This window comes from Leisingera sp. JC1, from assembly GCF_001679925.1.
Taxonomy (GTDB): Bacteria; Pseudomonadota; Alphaproteobacteria; order Rhodobacterales; family Rhodobacteraceae; genus Leisingera.
The window spans coordinates 1-18560 of sequence record NZ_LYUZ01000121.1; the positions used below are offsets into that span (position 1 = coordinate 1).

The 18560-nt window shown below is 58.9% G+C and carries 18 protein-coding genes and 6 pseudogenes; 9 read left to right on the plus strand and 15 right to left on the minus strand.

What is annotated here, in order from left to right:
• Both A9D60_RS19825 and A9D60_RS19830 read right to left on the minus strand, forming a co-directional pair.
• A pseudogene (locus A9D60_RS19825) lies at positions 1-190 on the minus strand (IS256 family transposase); the annotation flags it as partial.
• Positions 191-235: 45 nt separating this feature from the next.
• Positions 236-1183 carry an IS110 family transposase gene (locus A9D60_RS19830; protein ID WP_254656746.1) on the minus strand — a complete coding sequence of 316 codons (948 nt, stop codon included), beginning with the start codon at positions 1181-1183 and terminating at the stop codon, positions 236-238.
• Positions 1184-1428: 245 nt separating this feature from the next.
• Here A9D60_RS19830 and A9D60_RS19835 point away from each other — a divergent pair.
• Positions 1429-1674 (plus strand): annotated as a pseudogene (locus tag A9D60_RS19835) (IS5/IS1182 family transposase); the annotation flags it as partial.
• Positions 1675-1762: 88 nt separating this feature from the next.
• Here the strand turns inward: A9D60_RS19835 and A9D60_RS19840 are convergent.
• The 5 genes from A9D60_RS19840 to A9D60_RS19860 form a co-directional block, all read right to left on the minus strand.
• Positions 1763-2191 (minus strand): ATP-binding cassette domain-containing protein, encoded by a 429-nt coding sequence (locus A9D60_RS19840; RefSeq protein ID WP_302621858.1) that lies wholly within the window; start codon positions 2189-2191, stop codon positions 1763-1765.
• Between the two features lie 293 nt (positions 2192-2484).
• Positions 2485-3591 carry an MBL fold metallo-hydrolase gene (locus A9D60_RS19845; RefSeq protein ID WP_217492078.1) on the minus strand — a complete coding sequence of 369 codons (1107 nt, stop codon included), beginning with the start codon at positions 3589-3591 and terminating at the stop codon, positions 2485-2487.
• A complete protein-coding gene (locus A9D60_RS19850) occupies positions 3588-4226 on the minus strand; it encodes an NAD(P)-dependent oxidoreductase (protein WP_065269211.1) in 639 nt (212 codons plus the stop codon). The genes A9D60_RS19845 and A9D60_RS19850 overlap by 4 nt, the downstream gene beginning before the upstream one ends.
• A gap of 41 nt (positions 4227-4267) precedes the next feature.
• Positions 4268-5188, minus strand: coding sequence for an SDR family NAD(P)-dependent oxidoreductase (locus A9D60_RS19855; protein WP_083194272.1), 921 nt, complete (start codon positions 5186-5188; stop codon positions 4268-4270).
• A gap of 3 nt (positions 5189-5191) precedes the next feature.
• On the minus strand, positions 5192-5824 hold the full coding sequence (locus A9D60_RS19860; protein ID WP_065269198.1) for a TetR/AcrR family transcriptional regulator: 633 nt from the start codon (positions 5822-5824) through the stop codon (positions 5192-5194).
• Positions 5825-6081: 257 nt separating this feature from the next.
• On the opposite strand from A9D60_RS19860, the pseudogene A9D60_RS26245 reads away from it, so the two are divergent.
• Positions 6082-6198: pseudogene (locus tag A9D60_RS26245) on the plus strand (class I tRNA ligase family protein); the annotation flags it as partial.
• A gap of 57 nt (positions 6199-6255) precedes the next feature.
• On the opposite strand, the pseudogene A9D60_RS27495 reads toward A9D60_RS26245, so the two are convergent.
• From A9D60_RS27495 to A9D60_RS19870, 3 genes and pseudogenes are all read right to left on the minus strand, one after another.
• Positions 6256-6414: pseudogene (locus A9D60_RS27495) on the minus strand (IS30 family transposase); the annotation flags it as partial.
• Positions 6415-6548: 134 nt separating this feature from the next.
• Entirely contained in the window at positions 6549-7448 is a 900-nt protein-coding gene (locus A9D60_RS19865; RefSeq protein ID WP_065269199.1) for an IS3 family transposase, read from the minus strand.
• On the minus strand, positions 7445-7741 hold the full coding sequence (locus A9D60_RS19870; protein ID WP_065269200.1) for a transposase: 297 nt from the start codon (positions 7739-7741) through the stop codon (positions 7445-7447). The genes A9D60_RS19865 and A9D60_RS19870 overlap by 4 nt, the downstream gene beginning before the upstream one ends.
• Positions 7742-8454: 713 nt before the next feature.
• On the opposite strand from A9D60_RS19870, the pseudogene A9D60_RS27095 reads away from it, so the two are divergent.
• The 3 genes and pseudogenes from A9D60_RS27095 to A9D60_RS19880 all read left to right on the plus strand — a co-directional run.
• Positions 8455-8664 (plus strand): annotated as a pseudogene (locus A9D60_RS27095) (oxidoreductase); the annotation flags it as partial.
• 194 nt (positions 8665-8858) lie between these two features.
• On the plus strand, positions 8859-9278 hold the full coding sequence (locus A9D60_RS19875; RefSeq protein WP_065269201.1) for a universal stress protein: 420 nt from the start codon (positions 8859-8861) through the stop codon (positions 9276-9278).
• Positions 9279-9347: 69 nt separating this feature from the next.
• Positions 9348-10988, plus strand: a complete 1641-nt coding sequence (locus A9D60_RS19880; protein WP_065269202.1) for a BCCT family transporter — start codon at positions 9348-9350, stop codon at positions 10986-10988.
• Between the two features lie 331 nt (positions 10989-11319).
• Here the strand turns inward: A9D60_RS19880 and A9D60_RS19885 are convergent, their stop codons facing one another.
• The gene (locus tag A9D60_RS19885; RefSeq protein ID WP_065269203.1) at positions 11320-12279 is read right to left on the minus strand and encodes a LysR family transcriptional regulator; all 960 of its coding nucleotides are present in this window, start codon (positions 12277-12279) and stop codon (positions 11320-11322) included.
• 727 nt (positions 12280-13006) lie between these two features.
• On the opposite strand from A9D60_RS19885, the gene rimK reads away from it, so the two are divergent.
• Both rimK and A9D60_RS19895 read left to right on the plus strand, forming a co-directional pair.
• Complete coding sequence (gene rimK / locus A9D60_RS19890; RefSeq protein ID WP_065269204.1) at positions 13007-13912, plus strand: 30S ribosomal protein S6--L-glutamate ligase; 906 nt, start codon at positions 13007-13009, stop codon at positions 13910-13912.
• Positions 13912-14676: pseudogene (locus tag A9D60_RS19895) on the plus strand (succinylglutamate desuccinylase/aspartoacylase family protein); the annotation flags it as partial. The gene rimK and the pseudogene A9D60_RS19895, both read left to right, overlap by 1 nt.
• A gap of 92 nt (positions 14677-14768) precedes the next feature.
• Here A9D60_RS19895 and istB read toward each other — a convergent pair.
• Together istB and istA are read right to left on the minus strand one after the other, a co-directional pair.
• The gene (istB, locus tag A9D60_RS19900) at positions 14769-15539 is read right to left on the minus strand and encodes an IS21-like element helper ATPase IstB (protein ID WP_065269205.1); all 771 of its coding nucleotides are present in this window, start codon (positions 15537-15539) and stop codon (positions 14769-14771) included.
• A gap of 12 nt (positions 15540-15551) precedes the next feature.
• A complete protein-coding gene (istA, locus tag A9D60_RS19905; protein WP_065269206.1) occupies positions 15552-17081 on the minus strand; it encodes an IS21 family transposase in 1530 nt (509 codons plus the stop codon).
• Between the two features lie 180 nt (positions 17082-17261).
• Between istA and A9D60_RS26250 the strand changes: the two genes are divergently transcribed.
• Positions 17262-17555 (plus strand): succinylglutamate desuccinylase/aspartoacylase family protein, encoded by a 294-nt coding sequence (locus A9D60_RS26250; RefSeq protein ID WP_254656747.1) that lies wholly within the window; start codon positions 17262-17264, stop codon positions 17553-17555.
• A gap of 5 nt (positions 17556-17560) precedes the next feature.
• Entirely contained in the window at positions 17561-17785 is a 225-nt protein-coding gene (locus A9D60_RS19915; RefSeq protein ID WP_065269208.1) for a hypothetical protein, read from the plus strand.
• A 1-nt stretch (position 17786) separates the two neighbouring features.
• Here A9D60_RS19915 and A9D60_RS25660 read toward each other — a convergent pair.
• On the minus strand, positions 17787-17996 hold a 210-nt coding region (locus A9D60_RS25660; RefSeq protein ID WP_141117989.1), incomplete at its 5' end, for an integrase core domain-containing protein.
• Positions 17997-18020: 24 nt separating this feature from the next.
• The coding region (locus A9D60_RS19920; protein ID WP_175392995.1) for an IS3 family transposase at positions 18021-18560 on the minus strand (540 nt) is incomplete at its 5' end.

Here is an 18560-nt window from a genome sequence, read left to right on the forward strand (position 1 = left end):
TGGCGGGCTGGTTCTGGCCTTCAGGCGGCTCCTGCGCGCGCTCTTCGCTGAGATGTTCGTCCAACTCGGTGCTCAGCGCACGTTCCGCAAGCGCCTTGGTCAGTTCGGAAAGAATGCCCTCCTTGCCGAAAAGGTCGCCGGGCGAACGCCCTTCCATCAGCCGGTCCAACAGGTCTTTGTCTATGCTCATACGTGGGTCTCCTCAAAAGTGAGCTACCACGCCGGGGCACAAAATTCAGGATAGTCCCCGGCGACGCCCCTTGGTGCGCATCAACCGCATCCCCCATGATTTGATCTGAGAGCCCGCCTTGGTTCGTACCAGCAAGGAGTTGGCGGCAGCGTAAAGTGTCGCCCTCACGTCTCGATCCCCGGCCTTGGATATTCGACCGGGATTATCTTGTTCACCGGACTGGTATCTTCGGGGCGTCAAACCAAAGTGAGCGGCCACGGTGCGAGATCGTTTGAAACGCGCGGGGTCATCAACCGCAGCCTTGAAGGTCAATGCTGTAACCGGGCCCACGCCGGGGGCCGTCATCAGGCGCAGGCAGACCTCATCCTGGCGGGCCGCGCGTTTGACCCTCCGGTCCAGTTCCAGGAAGTGTTGGTGCAGCGCCAACCGGGCATCAAGCAGCGGCAGCAAGGCATGGGCCAACACCTCATCCATCTCGACAATTGGCCGGACCATATCGTCAAAGCTGCCATGCTGCACTGTTTTGGGCAGGCGGATACCGAAGATCTTCAAAAGACCGCGGACTTCGTTGGCCAGATCAATGGTCTTGCTCAGCAGAGCTTTCCGTGTGCTCAGAAGCGCCCGAATGCCGTGCGCCGCCCGGCTCTTCGTATAAACGGGGTTGAACCACCCCGTGCGCTGGACTTGAGCAATTCCCCGAGCATCGTTCCGATCCGTCTTGTTGCGCATCGCCGATAGTGCGGCGCTGACCTGACGCGCTTCCATACAGACAACTTCAAACCCTTCAGACTTCAAGCCGTAGTACAGATGCTGACACACCGCACCGGCTTCAAAGCCAACACGCTCAATTGGAAAGCGTAGCGCAGTCAGATAGCCTGCGATTTCCTCAAAATCACAAGGCAGTTCTCGCTCGTGCAGAACCGTGCCTTTGCCATCGACAACATAGACCGCGCAGGACCGCAGCGAAACGTCCAAGCCCGCGAAATACTCCATTCGAAATCTCCCATGTTCACAGATCTATTGTGATCCTATCGGGAGCTCGACCTCAGTTCCGTGCTGCGCGACAAACAGGATGAGATTCCGCGTCAATCAGGATGAGACGTTGCGGCGGGCGTGTGTCGGAGGGAGGGCGTAGCCCGACCGGAGGCACMCGCCCGCCGCTTCGCCCGTTTTTGGGGTCTGTGATCGCCGCCGGCCCGCTACGCTGGTGGTTTTCAGGAATGGAGAACCACCTTTGTGCCGGGGCCACTGCCCGGAACGAAGCGGTCAACGCGTCGCGATACCTGGGCCGCGCCCTGTGGTGGCGATGGAGCGGATACCACCGCAGAAGCCGTGTCGAGAGCAAGATGAACTGTGTGAAACTTCTTGGCCAGTCAATCATGGCACGCGACTTTGACAGACAAGTCGCGGAAATCCAAATCCGCGTCGCCGCGCTCAATCGCTACACCGCTCTGGGCATACCAGTCACAGAGCCCGTAGGATAAGTCCGTCCGGGGAAAGGGGAAGCCTGCCCATCAACGGATTTGCGCAACAAAGCCCTTACGGGACGCTGTGCGGCAGGGGCAACGGATGTCATGCTGATACTGCCTGTCCTAGCGGCACTAGGTGCGTCCTTGGGTTTGGCCACGGGTATCGTCTTAATGCAGGACGCTGATCCTTCACGATCCGGCCTTCCTCCATGGTCACGATCCGGTCTGCTAGCTCCAGGACCCGGTTGTCGTGTGTTACCATGACGGTCGTGCTTCCTCGGCTCTGTCCAAGTCCCTTTAGCATGCTAACGATTGGGATCGCCGTCTTTTTGTCGAGGGAGGCAGCCGGCTCATCGGCGAAGATGAGTTCGGGATTCGAGACGAAGGCGCGCGCGATCGCAACCCGCTGCTTTTGCCTGCCCGACAAGTTGCCAGGAAGATAGTCAATCCGATCTGCCAAGCCGGCGAGGCCCAGCATGTGCTCGACTGCAGTTGCTTGTCGGGCGGGATTGCCCCTGCCGTGGACCTGCAGGCAGGCAAGGACGTTTTTGCCGCGCGGTCACCCCTGCAACCGCCCCGCTGAACAGGAACAAGACCTTTAGCTGAACCCGCCAAAGCTTGAACCTTCGATAGATGCCCTGTCGCGTCGTTTTGCCAGGGGGCTCCTTCTTGGGAGCTGCCTTGCCGTCCCCCGTGAGCGCAAGTTTCGGTTCATCCAGCATTTTGCAAATCTTCCAAATTTGAATATGATACGCCGTGCATTGCACTGGACCGCGGAAAAGATGTGCTTGGCCGGACGCGGTGCGGAAGCGCACGACATGCGGATCAATCCACGACGTCCGAGAAGCGACGAGGGAAGAGCCGAACGTCGCCCTCCGCCATGGTGACAAACCGCTCGGCATGAACCGGGTCGGCAGCGAGTGCATTGGCCAGGTCCTCGATGGGCTCTTGAAACTGTTCGGACGCCAGTTGGAACGTGCCGAAGTGCATGCCGATGCTGTAACCCGCTCTCAGGTCTCGGTGGGCCATGAGGGCCTCGGCAGGGTTCATATGCAGCGGCTTCATAAACCAGCGTGGCTTGTAAGCGCCCATGCCCAGAAGCGCGACTTCCGGTGCTCCCAGCCTCTCCCGGATTTCCGTGAATTGCGAGGAGTAGCCGGAGTCTCCTCCAAAAAAGAGGCTGCGAGATCCACGCGTGACGTAGTAGCTGCCCCAGAGACTGCGATCCCTGTCGCGAAGGCCACGCCCTGATGAATGTTGCGCCGGGGTCAAGACGACACGTGTGCCCGATGCGACAATGACACCCTGCCACCAATCCAGCTCCGTCACGGCCATGATGCCCGCGACATGAAGCAAGGTTCTGTTCCCCAGAGGTACGATGAATTGCGGTGAAAAACGCGCGTTCAATTGCTTGAGGGTCGGCAGGTCGAGGTGATCGTAGTGGTTGTGACTGATCAGCACGACATCGATTTCAGGCAACGCATCGAAGTCAATACCCGGCTCGCGCACCCGTTTGGGCCCAAACCAGGACACCGGACTGACCCGATCGGACCAGACCGGGTCGGTCAGGATGGTGAGGCCGGGCAGCTGGATAAGGAATGTAGCGTGGTTGACGAAGGTCACGGCCATGCCGTTCTCGCCCAGATCGTGATCGAGGCGTGGAGAGGCTGTGTTGGCGACCTCGTCCGGCCACGACGGTCGACCCTCGGAAATCATACCGAATACCTCCCGCAGACCGGGTCTGACCTGTTGATCGAGGGTCGGGTTGACGAACCGTTTCCCGTCGAAGTGATCGGAAATCCCGAATACCGTGTCTGCTCCACTATTGCAGTTGTGAAGCCCGTTGGCGTCCTGTTCGCACCCGGCGGCCATCTGTGTCGCAAGCAATATGCTCGCGAGACGTTTGGGTAAGTGGCCTTTGAAGGCGTTCATTTTCGGGGACCTGAGCTGATGAGAAGCGGCGACTGCCCGACAAATTCAGGAGCCTTTGCCTGCGCCAGGATAAATTCGGCAATGTCTGCGCGAGAAATCTTGTTGGACTTCACGCCTCGCAGGTCGGTCACGGCACGGATATTGCCCGTGCGCGGGCGGTTGGTCAGGAAGCCGGGCCGAACGATTATCCAGCGCGAGACCTTGTTTCGGATGATCTCTTCCTGGCGGTCCTTGTCGGCGTACATCCGGCGCAGAACCAGCGGCATGAAAATCTTGTCGTACAGGAACCCGCCATGCCCTTTGCTGTCGCCCGCGCCGATACCCGTGACCGCGATAAGAAGCTGATCCGGTTGCAGCGCTGCAGCGAGCTTCTCGGCCGTACGCGAAAACAGACGTACCTCTCCCGTTACATTCCGCGTCCCGAGCGTGTCGCAGACAACCTCCTGGCCGCTGACAACCTCGGCGATGGCCGCTGCGTCCTCAGCGGATCCCTTCACGAGGCGAAGGCGGGGGGTCTTCTGAGGCATGGAGGCGGGATCACGCACAAGCGCCGTCACGTCGTGACCGTCGGCGAGCGCTGCCCGCACAAGTTCGAGACCAATGCCGCGGGTGGCGCCGATAACTGCTACTTTCATGGGGTATTCGTCCTGTCGAAGTTGGAGGTCCGTGTGGGAGGTCATCTGTCTAGGCTGGTCATGCGGGCGCTTTCACGCCACAACCTGTCCTGGGCCTCGACATCCTGGGCGAGGGCGGAGGGTGCCGGAAATGTGGGTTTGCCGCCGACCAGGGAGACATAGACCCGCCCCTCCGGCATGGGGATGGTGCCCGTGGCAACGTCTGCCAGCATGCGTCCTGAATGCTCGGGAGCGTTCATCTTGAACGTCGGGTTGATCAATGCGATCAGCGGGAACACGGTGCGTATCAAGACCGATACAACTGCCTTCTGCAGAGCCGAGGCATCCCCTCCCGACGCGCCGCCGGTCAGCCCGGGATTGAAGGCGATGACCTCGATCCCGCGCTCTCTGACAAGCTCCGTCCGGGCCAGAGACTGCGCCGTCATCAGATTGCAGAGCTTCGAGGCACAGTAGGACCGGGTACCTGTTCCGCTGCCGCCGGGGAAAGGATGCGCCCAAGCCTCGATCTCAAGCCCCTTCGGCGCAAGCCTCTTCAGCGGCGGCTCGTGCATGTTGCTCGACGTGATAACCAGACGGCCTCCTTTCGAAAGTTTCGGCAGCAGAAGCCGCGACAACAGGTAATGCGCGAGGTGGTTCACCGCGAAGGTCAGGCCGAAACCCTCGGCACTCAGCTGGTCGGCAGTCGCCCCGTGGACCCCGGCGTTGAGGATGAGGACATCGATCCCGGCGCCCTCGAGGCGCTCTTCCAGCAGTGCGGCAAAGGTGCGGACGCTGTCGAGCGAGGCAAGGTCCAGTGGCAAGACCTCAACCCCGGGCGGCACGTCGCGGTCAGTGCCCCGGGCCCCGACAAAAACGGTGGTTCCTTGCTCCTGCACCAGCAGCGCAAGCGTGTGCCTGCCGAAGCCGCTGGTCGCCCCTGTCAACACGATGATCTTCCGTGGCATGACGTTGTCTTCCTGCATGGTTCACTCCACTCCGAGGCTGCCAATCAGCAGCGCGACATTCTGCCGGAGCAGCTGGTGGGCATCCGGCGTACCGACACCGGGGAAGACTGTCCCCCACAGTGACAGCATCATCGCAGGGGCCACCACGAGGCGCGGATCGAATTCGGCGGCCTCGGGCTTCAGCTCCCCGCGTTCGACGCCCCGCAGGAGGATCCGTCTCACGACCTCGAAGCCTCGACGCAGCACGGTGGCCTCGTATCGTTCTACCAGTTCCGGAAACCGGTGCCCCTCCGAGATCAGCACCTTCAGGAAGATGAATGACCCGCCCTCGACCATCTCCCGACGTACCTTTTCGAAGAAGGTCAGAAGCGCCTCTTCGGTCGTGCCGCCGAACAGTTCTGCCGACTGATCGGCTTGATCTATGTTCCGGACGATCCTTGCCTCGACGGCTGCCTCGAACAGGGATTCCTTTGATGAAAAGTACCGGTAGATAGTACCCTTCGCGACACCGGCTCCGGCTGCGACATCCTCCAGCCGCGTTGCGGCAAAGCCCCGTACCTTCCATAGGTCGATTGCCGCAGCGATGATCTCTGCGGGGCGAGCCTCCTTACGGCGCTCACGCTTTTTCTGTGTCTTCTTGGTGTTCTCGTCCATGCCAGCTGACCTGCATCTTTTAGTGACTAGGGAGTCATTAGTGTAATTAGTGACTTTGTGGTCATTATGCAAGTCCTGCAGTGAGCCCACCCACGCTACCGGGGCTCAGCCATTGGCCAATCAGCCAGTGTTGTCATGCGAGCTGTCTCGCCTTGCATCCACCCACCACAGGTTTACTTAGTGATCTGGAGGTCATGAGGGCCGCCCGGCCCGTGCCCTAAGCGAGGTATCGCCACGATGGACAACGTGGAGAGATCATGGCCCGGCACCTCGTCACTTCTGCAGCCGCCTATATCAACGGGATCAAGCATCTCGGCAATCTCGTGGGCAGCCAGCTTCCGGCCGATCTCTTCGCCTGCTGGCCGAGCGCGAGGTGCGGTCTATCGCCTACCACATGAATGGAAGCTCAAGGGTCGTTGCGACGTTTCCTGCTATCTCATCTTAATGAGTTCGCCACTGAAGGCTTCAGCCGGTGTGCGCCATCCGAGGCATTTTCTGGGTGTGCCGTTCAAGCGGTCGCAAACCGCCTTCGTTGAACGATTTGAGAGCGCGGCCACAGGCATATCCCGCGGCAAGTACCGGCGCCGGAAGTATTGAAGTTTCGGCGCGGTTTCAACTTGCTTGTCCACTGACGGGATCTTCGTTCCGGGGCTGTGAATTCGTGGTTTCAGATTTGACGCAGGCTGGAGTTCGTCCCGATTTCCGGACAGTTTGATTATTGACCCTATGCTGCGCTTTTCCAAGTCATGGTTTCGTATGCTTGCGCGGGGGTTTGGTAGCCGATGGCGGAATGACGTCGCTGGCGATTGTAGAAGACCTCAATGTATTCGAAGATCGCCGCCTTTGCCTGGACGCGCGTTTTGAAGCGCTCCCGATGAACCAGTTCCTTTTTCAGTGATGCGAAGAAACTTTCCATTGGAGCGTTGTCCAGGCATTCGCCGGTTCGGCTCATGGATTGCGTGATGCGTGCCGCCCCGAGCGATTTGCGGTATTCTCCGCCTGCGTATTGCACGCCGCGGTCCGAATGATGAATGAGCCCTGGAACCGGTCCACGGCGCCCCAGGGCCATGTTCAGGGCATCACAGCACAGTTCGGATCGCAGATGATCGTCCATTGCCCAACCGACAATCTCGCGCGTGGCCATGTCCTTGAGGGCGGCGACGTAGAGCCATCCTTCGTCCGTATCGACGTAAGTAATGTCAGCGAGCCAAACTCGGTTTGGAACGGTACAACCGAACTTTTGCTCCAACAAATTTGGCGACGGTTTCAGAGAGTGATTGCTGTCCGTAGTACGCGGCTTCCGGCGCTTGTGCAGGCATGGTGAGACATTGTTTTCCCGCATTATTCTGGCCACACGCCGCTCCGAGACGTCCTCGCCATCGGCTTTCAGATCCTGGTAGACCCGCTTTGACCCATACCGCTTTTTGCTTTGAGAAAACGCCACTTTGATCTTTGGCAGTAACTCGGCGTCCCGGTCGGCACGCAGCTTTTGCCGCTGATCTCGGGCTGGTTGCGACTGAACAAAGCCGTAAAGCCAGCTGCGCGCAATGCCAACAAGGCGACAGAGCTGAGCGATCGGGTAAACAGTCTTGTGGGCAGCGACGAAAGCACGTTTCGTGTTCATGTCTTCGCTGCCCTTGAGGCGAAAAAAGCGGAAGCTTTCTCAAGGATTTCATTTTCCAGCTTCAAACGTTTGTTTTCCTTACGCAGACGATCCAGTTCCGCAGCATCAGTCCTTAGCCTGCGCATCGCTTCCAACGATCCTGCCGCTTCAATCTCCAGGCGCCAGGTCTTCAGCTGGGAACTCGTCACACCCAGTTCCCTGGCCACGCCGGTTTGTGTGGCACCAGGCTTATAAAGCCGACCAACAGCTGCGGCTTTGAATTCATCTGTGAACGTTCGTCTCGATTGTCCCATTCCATGCTCCTTTCCTGGACAGGGGTACTTTACCCCGGTGTCCGGGAACAGGAACGAAGTTCAGGCTGCCGGAATGGCCGCATTTCCTTCTGCTTTACAGCGGGAGAAATTCGGTGGAGCAGCGCACCGGCCCGCTGCGTGCGCACGCAGCAAGATTTCAGAACTTCCGGTGTGGCTCTTCGCCCGCCTTCGCCGCGTGCTGCTCGAACGGCCGCTCCCAGCTTAGCGTAGGATTTCACACTCTCCCGAAATCGACCCCAAGGTACCGGCGGATACGAGCCGCGGAACAAGGACCGCCGTGAACAGCTGTAGAATTTTCGCACGGGGATGGGCGGCCGTTGCTGAAACTGGCCTTGCGCGAGTTGGATGTTGTCGAGCTACTGACCAGCGGATGGAGGTTGTGAAGGCGGAAAGTGACGTGCTCTTGTACGAAGTTCCGGTCAAGCAGGTCATTTTCTAAGATGAAAAGATCATGGTCTGCCGCAAGCCAGACCAGCTCCTGGCGCCGCCCGGGGGTCGCATCACCGGAACCCGATTTGCCAGCGGCGAAGGCAAACACAGAACTTCGGCGCCGGCTGCCCGATAGGCTTCCGCCAAATCTGGTCCGGGCCGAAAACGCAGAGCATTGGATTGATGAGTATATGCGGCCAGGCTGGCCCTAATGGTTCTCTCTGCAAATCCGCTCGGCGCCAGGTTTCCGAGCGCCAAATGCGTTATGTGCGGGTTGTAACCTGCCAAGTATAGACCCTATGAAGCCCTATTAAAATCGGCTTTGCGCCTGGCAGCTGATCGCCAGTGATCTGCCGATGGGCAAACTGGAAGCGATGATCCAGCCTGCTGTCCAGGGCAACTTGCCGCAGCCGGGCGCTGATATTCTCAAGGGTCTAGTCACGGGACGGGTGATGGTGGATGTCAACGCCTAGATCACGATTTCCGACGGGCGACCGTCGGAAATCGTACATTTCTAGTCGCATGTTGTTCGCGGCAGCGGCGCCGCGGCCGCTACCGTGATTGGTGAGCACAGCCACGATTGGGCGGATAACACCTGTGCTCCAGAATACGGGCTCCCGCCCTCAGGCCGGAGGCCTGTTAAAGCTACAGGGGAGGGAGAGAGACCGTGTATTCCAAAATCATGGTGCCTGTCGATCTGGCCCACGCTGCGCGCCTGGACAAGGCACTGCAGATGGCATCGGATCTCGCGCACCTTTACAAAGCAGAAGTGATTTTCGTGGGGGTGACCCCATCGCAGCCCAGTCCAGTTGCGCATAGTCCCCAGGAGTTTTCGAAAAAACTCGATGACTTTGCTGCGGATCAAGCGGGTAAGCGTAACATCACTGCCTCGGGTCACGCAGTGGTCAGCCACGATCCAGCAGTTGATCTGGAGGCAACGCTTCTCAAAGCCTGCAATAATATCGGCGCCGGCTTGATTGTGATGGCCAGCCATGTCCCCGGTGTCAGCGATTATCTGTTCCACGCCCATGGCGGGCGGGTCGCAGAGAAGGCCCCGGTTTCGGTGCTGATCGTCCGCGGCAACTGAACCACCGGAAACCTTAGAGTGCGCAAGCCCCGGCTTGCACGGCCAAAGTTAACAGGGAAGGAGGCCGTAATGGCTGACGAAACCACTAATCAGGGTATCCCCGCCCCGGAAGGCGAAGCGGATATCATTGATACCGAATACGAGATCGGTCAGGACAATATCGAAACCCAGATCGGCCCCTTCGGTGTCGACATCCACAACCCGGTGTTCCTGGTTTCCGGCCTGGTCATCGTGGCCTTTGTGTTCTACGCGCTGGCTCTGCCGGAACAGGCCGGCGCCTTTTTCAACTGGCTGCGGCCCGCGGTGACCAGCAGTTTCGACTGGTTTTTCTTCGGCGCGGCAGACCTGTTCGTCCTGTTCTGCCTGTTTCTGATCGTATCCCCCTGGGGCAAAGTGCGTCTGGGCGGCAAAGAGGCGACGCCGGATTACAGCTACATAGGCTGGTTTGCGATGTTGTTTGCCGCTGGCATGGGGATCGGGCTGATGTTCTACGGCGTGAGCGAGCCGATGAGCCATTTCTCCACCGCATTCGGCGGCACCGCGGCTCCTGAGGGCGGCGGCGTACGCACCGACTGGGCACCCCTGGGTGCCGCCGCCGGGAATGAGGCCGAGGCGGTGCGCCTGGGCATGGCGGCAACGATTTTCCATTGGGGGCTTCACCCTTGGGCGATCTATGCGATTGTTGCGCTGGCGCTGGCTTTGTTCACCTACAACAAGGGGCTGCCGCTCACCATCCGGTCGGCTTTTTATCCGATCTTTGGCGAGCGCATCTGGGGCTGGACCGGCCACGTCATCGACATTCTGGCAGTCTTTGCCACGTTGTTCGGCCTTGCGACCTCGCTCGGATTTGGCGCAACCCAGGCCAATGCCGGCCTGAATGAGCTGTTCGGGGTGCCGGTGGGTTCCACCACCGAAGTGATCCTGATCACCGCCATTACCGCCATTGCACTGATATCGGTTCTGCGCGGCCTGGACGGCGGCGTGAAGGTGCTGTCCGAGATCAACATGGGGCTCGCGTTCCTTCTGCTGATATTCGTGCTGCTGGTGGGGCCAACCATGGCGATCCTGACAGGTTTCGCCTCCAGCCTGATGGCGTATGTCGAGTATCTGCCTGCACTGTCGAACCCGATCGGGCGCGAGGACGTGAACTTCAGCCAGGGCTGGACCGCCTTCTACTGGGCCTGGTGGATCAGCTGGTCGCCTTTTGTCGGCATGTTCATCGCCCGTGTGAGCCGCGGCCGAACCGTGCGGGAATTCGTGATCTGCGTGCTGTTGATCCCCAGCCTGGTCTGCGTTTTGTGGATGAGCGTCTTTGGCGGCACCGCCATCCACCAGGTGCTGTCTGACGGCTTCACCGGGGCACAGGACGCGGCGCTTGAGCTCAAACTGTTCAAGATGCTGGGCGAGCTGCCGCTAGCTGGGATCACTTCCTTTGTGGGTATCGTGCTGGTGGTGGTGTTCTTCGTGACCTCGTCGGACTCCGGGTCGCTGGTGATCGACACCATCACCGCAGGCGGCAAGGTCGATGCGCCGGTGCCGCAGCGGGTGTTCTGGTGCATCTTCGAGGGCGCCGTCGCCATCGTGCTGCTGCTCGGTGGCGGGTTAGCAGCGCTTCAGGCGATGGTGATCTCCACCGGCCTGCCATTCACCGTGGTACTGTTGCTGATGTGCTGGGCCATCTTCCGCGGGCTTCTGACCGAAGCACGCTGAGGCATCCAACTACTTAGAAAGTAAACGCCCCGGCCGTACTGCTGGGGCGTTTCGATGTTATCTGTGGCTGTATTGTAAGACCGCATGTCATTTCACTCGGCGGCCCATGAGTTCAGCCTGTGATCAGAATGCAGAGCAGCGATTTACGCCGTCAGAGATGAAGGACAAGCATGGCCGCGATCACTCGGTAATTTTGCCGGAATACCACAGCGGTTTACGCAATTCGTTTTGGAATCTAGGCGGTTACTGCATCGGCCTCCGTCAAAGCGTGCGGTTAACGCGTGAAGATCAATCTCATGATTACTCCTAGATTAGAACAGTCAGGTTCCTTCTACTTCGGATAACTCGTGTCATCAGCTGGCAGGGCAGACCCGCTCAGAATCCCGACCTCATCTTCTTCGCTGATGTCGGCCAGGTGATCAATCACCAACGCCTGCCGGACTTCAAGCCCTTGCGCGATTCTGTTCAGGGTGTTGCGGGCTACAGCGATGCTTTCCCCGTCTAGGTCGTCGCGCCAAACATGGTAGATCGGATATGGAAAGCGCGGTGCGTCAGGTACAAGATGCAACCTTTCGGCTTCAATCCACTGGTCAGCGGCTCGTGCTGGAACATAGGCTGCCATTTTGCGATTTAGCAGGAAGTCCAGGGAAAGAGCTCCGAGAGCGAAAGTCAGCCCCGGATTGGAGAGTTGTGGAAGATGCACCCCATGGGCATGCACAAACTCAGGGCCCCAGTCGACAAAGAGATATCGGCCTTTGGCATCTTCAAGCTGAGGTTCCGGCCAAGAGGCAACCATGACCAATTCATCCTCCATGACCTTCTCCATTTGAAAGCCCGGCCTCAGTTGTGGCGTATAAACCAAAATGGTTTGCACAACGCCTTCGATCATATACCGGGTCAGCCGTTCCGGTGTACCGACCTCGGCGCGGATGCTGAGAAAAGGCAGTTCCTCACGAATGGCGTCCAGCCAGCGGAATCCCATGCGCGGCCACAGTGAATGTTCTGCGCCGACAATCAGACTTTTGGTGAAGCCCTCGGGGATCGCAACCTGCTGCTTGCTTTCCTCCCACAGCTTTATGTGCCCAAAGGCAAACCGTTCGAACTCGGTTCCAGCAGGCGTCAGTTCAGCTCCGGCCTTGGATCGGGTGAACATTGGCTGGCCCAACTCTTCTTCCAACCGCTGAATTCGCAAGCTGACGGCAGACTGCGTTACAAACAGGCGCTTGGCCGCCGCCGCAAATGAACCGGTTGAGGCAACTTCAACGAAAGTGCGCAGAAGGATGATGTCCATAGGCCCTCAAGCGTAGGTCTGGATATGACCTAACTTAACATTTCCTCATTTCAAGCATAGATATTATTCGTTTTTCTTGCCTCGTTGGCGGGTGTTATCCCTCTGGTATGCAAAAAGATGCTAGGAAATACCCCGCACCGCACTTCAAACCACGAATATCCGGCACCGTTTCGGGAGCTTCCCCGCGATTAGTTGTGCATTGAGCCGCACGTCTGCAAGCTGTGCTGAAACCAGCGGGAAAGAGGGCCGCTGACATGGCCGGAGGCAAACCGTGCATATCGGAGAAAACCGGACCGGATGGTGCGACCTGATATATTTAACCGGTTTCAATTGGTTGGGTGTTCAAGCAAAAATTGACACGGAAACCCGCACAACTGGGCTGCATACCCGGATTGTCAAAAGGCTCAATCAGAATGGCCCCTATGGGTCGGGTTTCACCCCAACCACATGGGTATTGGAAAAATGGGTATCTGATTAGCGCCTCACCTTCACACAGGAAAGGCCACCAACACCGGGGGCATCTTCAAACCACAAATATCACCGCCACCCTGCTTCTGGTAGGTGCGCAGGCGCATTTAGCCCGGGCGGCACCAGCAGCCCATTCGGAGAAGAAATTCCCAAACTTCGTTGGTCGCATCGTACTGCGAATACTGAAACTGGCGGCCGATCCTACTCAGTCCTTACAGGTACCGTCAGACCAAAACCGCTAACCGCAAGAGGAACTTTGATGAAAATTGCTATGCTGGCCCGGAATCCGAACCTCTATTCTCACAAGCGATTGAAAGAGGCCGCGCAGCAGCGCGGGCACGAATTAGAGATCATTAACACCACGCGCTGCTATATGAATATCGCGTCCCGGCGCCCGGAAATCTATTACAATGGCCAGAAGCTGAGCTGGTACGATGCAGTGATTCCGCGGATTGGCGCTTCAGTTACCTTCTACGGCACCGCTGTGCTGCGGCAATTCGAGATGCAGGGCATTTATCCGCTGAACGAAAGCGTGGCGATCGGGCGTTCGCGGGACAAGCTGAGATCCATGCAACTTCTTGCCCGGGACGGGATCGGCTTGCCGGTTACCACTTTTGCTCATGACCCCAAACAGACTGCAGAGGTGATGGAGGTTGCCGGCGGGGCCCCGGTGGTGGTGAAACTTCTTGAAGGCACACAAGGGATCGGGGTTGTTTTGGCTGATACCGAACGGTCTGCCATTTCGGTAATTGAGGCCTTCCGAGGCGCAAACATCAATATCCTGGTGCAGGAGTTCATCAAGGAAGCTGGCGGAACAGACATTCGCGCCTTTGTCATTGGCGGTAAAGTCATCGCTGCAATGCAGAGGACTGGAGCCGAAGGCGACTTCCGGTCAAATCTGCATCGCGGCGGCTCCGCACAAGTCGTTAAGCTCTCTCCCGAGGAGCGGGCCACTGCGATCCGTTCTGCAAAGTCCCTCGGCCTGAATGTATGTGGCGTTGACATGCTGCGTTCGAACCACGGTCCAGTGGTGATGGAAGTCAACTCTTCGCCGGGTTTGGAGGGCATCGAGATGGCAACTGGAATTGATGTGGCAGGCAGGATTATCGATTTCATGGAAAAGCATGCTCAGCCAGGGAAAACTCAAACCAAAGGAAAGGGTTGATGGCCGGGCGCAATGCCTTTGAGTTCGGCGGTCAAAGGGTTGCACCTGGAAACCGGGCAACAGTCGATCTGCCGGTCAGCGTGCTATCGGATCACACTCCAGTCACTATGTCGGTCCATGTTATACATGGCCGGCGGGAGGGGCCGACGGTCTTCATATGTGCTGGCATTCATGGCGACGAAATTATCGGTGTGGAGATCGTTCGCCGGTTATTGGCAATGAAGAACCTGAATAGCCTGAGCGGTACGCTCATTACCGTTCCGATCGTGAATGCATTCGGGTTCCTGAACCGCTCCAGGTATTTGCCAGATAGGCGAGATCTCAACCGGTGCTTTCCCGGTTCCGAAACAGGGTCTCTGGGTTCAAGGATCGCATATATTTTTATGACGGAGATCGTTCAGCGCTGCGACTTGGGAATTGATCTTCATTCGGCGGCTGTACACCGGACCAATCTGCCGCAGATTCGGATTTCGAATGGTGATCCGGCAACCCGGCGCCTTGCCGACCTGTTTGGTGCGCCTGTCGTGCTGTGCTCTAATCTGCGGGATGGCTCGTTGCGGGGGGCAGCCGAGGGAAGCGGTGCGAAGGTGCTGCTTTATGAGGCAGGGGAAGCGCTGCGTTTCGACGAAATGCCGGTGCGCGCGGGTGTGCTGGGGATTTTGCGCGTGCTCCACGAGATGGAAATGATATCGGCCAAAGGGGTGTCTAAGGCCAAATCCATGCCTCTCTTTTGCCGTTCCAGCCGATGGGTGCGCATTCCAAGCTTTGCGGACAACCGTTCCAACGACACGCGGACATGCATTCCGGGGTGCGCGGACAAAATCCGTGCGGGATGCTGAGCGTTTGATTTGACATCTCAGTTGTTGGCTTTTTCGTCAATTGTTTTGGCTGCGGGGGCGTCCCGGGTTTTGCGCATGGAGGGACCATCGAGGCTCAGACGATGTGCATTGTGGATCAGCCGATCGAGTATGGCATCGGCGAAGGTGGGTTCGTCGACGATGTCGTGCCAGGCGTCCAAGGGCAGTTGGCTGGTGACCAGGGTCGCGCCCGCGCCGTAGCGATCTTCGACGATTTCCATCAGGTCCCGGCGCTGCGGGGCAGTCATGCGCTCCGGCCCCCAGTCATCGAGGATCAACAGATCGGCTTTGACGAGTTGCCGGAAGATACGCGGAAAGCGTCCGTCATCATGGGCGAGCTGCAATTCAGAGAACAGGCGTGGCAGGCGCTTGTAGATGACGGTGGCATTGTCACGGCAGGCTTTCTGGCCCAGGGCGCAAGCCAGCCAGCTCTTGCCGACACCACAGGGGCCAGTGATCAGCAAGTTCCGTTTCTCCTTGATCCAGCGCCCTGTGGCCAATTCCTGGAACAGGGCCTTGTCCAGGCGGCGCGGTGAGCGGAAGTCCACGTCCTCGATGCTGGCCCCGCTATGGCGCAGTTTGGCGGCGCGCAGCCGGGATTGGAACCGCTTGGTCGTGCGGTTTGCCATCTCACGGTCGATCAGAAGGCCAAGCCATTCGGCATGCCCCATGTCGGCTGCGCTGTCTTGAGATTGCAGATCGGTGAAGGCGTCCGCCATGCCGTCCAGCTTGAGCTGGCGCAGCAGGTCGTGTGTGGGATGGTCAAGCATGTGTATCCTTTCTCAGTGAAAATAATCGGCGCCGCGTATGTTAGGGTGGGTGATCGCCGGTTCCTCTGCGGGCCGATCTGGTGCCCGGCGATATCTCTTGTTCTTCAGGATGGATTGGAGGGAGCTGTAGGAGTGGGCCCCGATGGCCAGCGCGTAGTCTGCCGCCGCTTCAAACTCAGGGGCCGCATACCCCTTGGACAAACGCAGTATGCCAAGGCAGGCCCGGAATCCCTGGGCGGGATGCTTGCGTGAACGCAGGATCACTTCGACCAGTGCGGCAGTGTTGGGGCCGACCTTGGCGGCCCACCGGTGCAGGCGCTCGGGTGTCCAGTCGGCGTAAGCCCTGTGGTTGGGCGGCATGTGGTCCAGCACCGTGGAATGCTTGCGGTTACCTGATGTCAGGGCATGTGAGGCAACGCGCTGATCTGCATGGAATATCTCGATGGTGCGGCTGGTGATACGTACCCAGACCTGCGCCTTCAGCAGGGTGTGGGGCACCGAGTAATAGTGCCGGTCGATCTCGACGTGGTAGTCGAGCCCGACCTTCCGGCAGCGCCATTCGGCGAAGACATAAGGCTCCAGAGGAAGCGGTTGCAGCGCATGGCGTTCAAGCTGTTCGAACAGCTCCCGGCGGCTCGCCCCGAGATGGCGCGTGCGCCGGTTGTTGAATGTCTCCAGCAGCTCCCGGATCGCCGCGTTCAACTCGGTCAGGGAAGTGAGGCGCCAGTCCCGCAGCCGCGCATGTATCCACCGCTGAGCAAGCTGGACGGCCACCTCGACCTTCGCTTTGTCTTGCGGTTTGCGCGGGCGCGCCGGGATGATGGCGGTGTCGTAATGCGCGGCCATGTCCGCGTAGCTGCGATTGATCTGGGGGTCGTGAAAACAGGCCTTGGTGACCCCGGATTTGAGGTTGTCCGAGACCACCGTGGCAGGCACGCCGCCGAAGAAGGCAAAGGCCCGGACATGAGAGCCGATCCAGTCCGACAGGCCTTGTGTCCAGGTCGCCTCGGCATAGGTCAGGTTCGAGGCCCCAAGGGCTGCGACAAAAAACTGGGCCTGGCGTAGCTCGCCGGTCTCGGGGTCCATGATCTCGAAGGTTGCGCCCGCATAGTCCACGTAAAGGGCTTCGCCCGCGACGTGCTGCTGGCGCATCACCGGCGCCAGCTTGCCCTCCCAGCGGCGGTACAGCTCGCAAAACCGGCTGTAGCCATAGCCCTTGGGGTGGGCTTCACGGTATTCCTCCCATAGGAGCGACAAGGTCACCCCTGGTCGGCGCAACTCGCGATGGACCAGCGCCCAGTCCGGTTTGGGATAGCTGGTCGCCGCATCCGGGGGCGGGGCCGGGAACAACAGCGCTTCAAGAGCAGCGTCCGTCAGGTCGTCCGGCAATGGCCAGGACAACCCCGCCCGAGTGGCGCGGCTGACATACTCGCTGACCGACGTGCGGCCGACACCAATGCTGCGGCCAACCTCCCGGGTCGTCAGACCGCTTGCCCGCAGCCTCAAGGCTTCTCTGATCTTCCTCATCGGCAATCTCGCCATTGGGTCCCTCCCGCTCCTCAAAAGAGCGAAAGGTTACCTGCCACGTGATTGCTCAACACCCCCGGCACAGGGCCAAAAAGGCTTGTCCGCGAGCCCCGGAATCTTGTCCGCGCTACATCGGAATGCATGTCCGCGTCAGATTGGAATCCTTGTCCGCGCTACCCCGGTACGCGCAGATGGGTGCGCGCCTCTCACGGCGGCCTGCTTCGTGCCTACAAATCCGAAGGGGATGTAGTTGAAGAAGGTGACCTCCTGGCAATTATTTCTGACCCGTTTGGGGAAGTCGTGCATGAGATCGCAGCGCCAATCCCTGGAGTGATCGTGGGTCGAGCTGTCATGCCAACCGTCAACGAAGGCGACGCAGTCTTTCATATTGCGCGTGTCAACGGTGAAGGTGATGCCGACGAAACCTTGGGCACATTGTCCAACCAATTGGAAGATGATCCGCTCTTTGATGAAGACGAAATAATCTAGCACGCTTGACCTATTTCAAGCGCATGCCGCTAGAAGGCGATGTCCTCGCACAATTTAAGGGGAGCAAACGATTGAAACGACGGCCTGAAATCATCCTCATGCTGCTCTTCGCACTGGTCTTGCTGTTGCTCATCGCAGCAATTTTCCAAGCATTGCGTGACACCAAAGAGCATTCTGAGTTTGAAGCACAAATGAGCTACTCCCCGATCGTTGGACAGGATCTGGCGTAATTTAAGCTACTCTCTGCCGCTGCTGACCAGGTTGGGTTTCGTCTTTTCTCAGCCAATAGACCATGGCAGGAGGCTTGCCGCCAAGGGCGGAATGTGGGCGTTTTCGATTATAGAACTCGATCCATCTGCCGACGCCCGCCTTCGCCTCTGATCCAGTCTCCCAAGCGTGCAGGTAGACGCACTCGTATTTCAGACTCCGCCAGAGCCGCTCNCGTTGGACAGGATCTGGCGTAATTTAAGCTACTCTCTGCCGCTGCTGACCAGGTTGGGTTTCGTCTTTTCTCAGCCAATAGACCATGGCAGGAGGCTTGCCGCCAAGGGCGGAATGTGGGCGTTTTCGATTATAGAACTCGATCCATCTGCCGACGCCCGCCTTCGCCTCTGATCCAGTCTCCCAAGCGTGCAGGTAGACGCACTCGTATTTCAGACTCCGCCAGAGCCGCTCCACGAAGATGTTATCGAGGAACCGGCCTTTGCCATCCATCGAGATGCGCACACCGGATCGCCGCAGCCTGTCCGTCCAGGCGAAGGACGTGAACTGGCTGCCCTGATCTGTATTCATGATCCCGGGCGGGCCGAACTTGTGGATGGCCTCGTTCAGCGCCTCGACACAGAAGTCCGCTTCCAGCGTGTTCGAGATGCGCCAGGCCAGCACCTTGCGGGTGTGCCAGTCAATGATCGCCACCAGATACAGGAACCCCTTGCGCATTGGCAGATAGGTGATGTCTGCCGCCCAGACCTGGTTCGGGCGCCCCACCCGCAGACCACGCAGCAG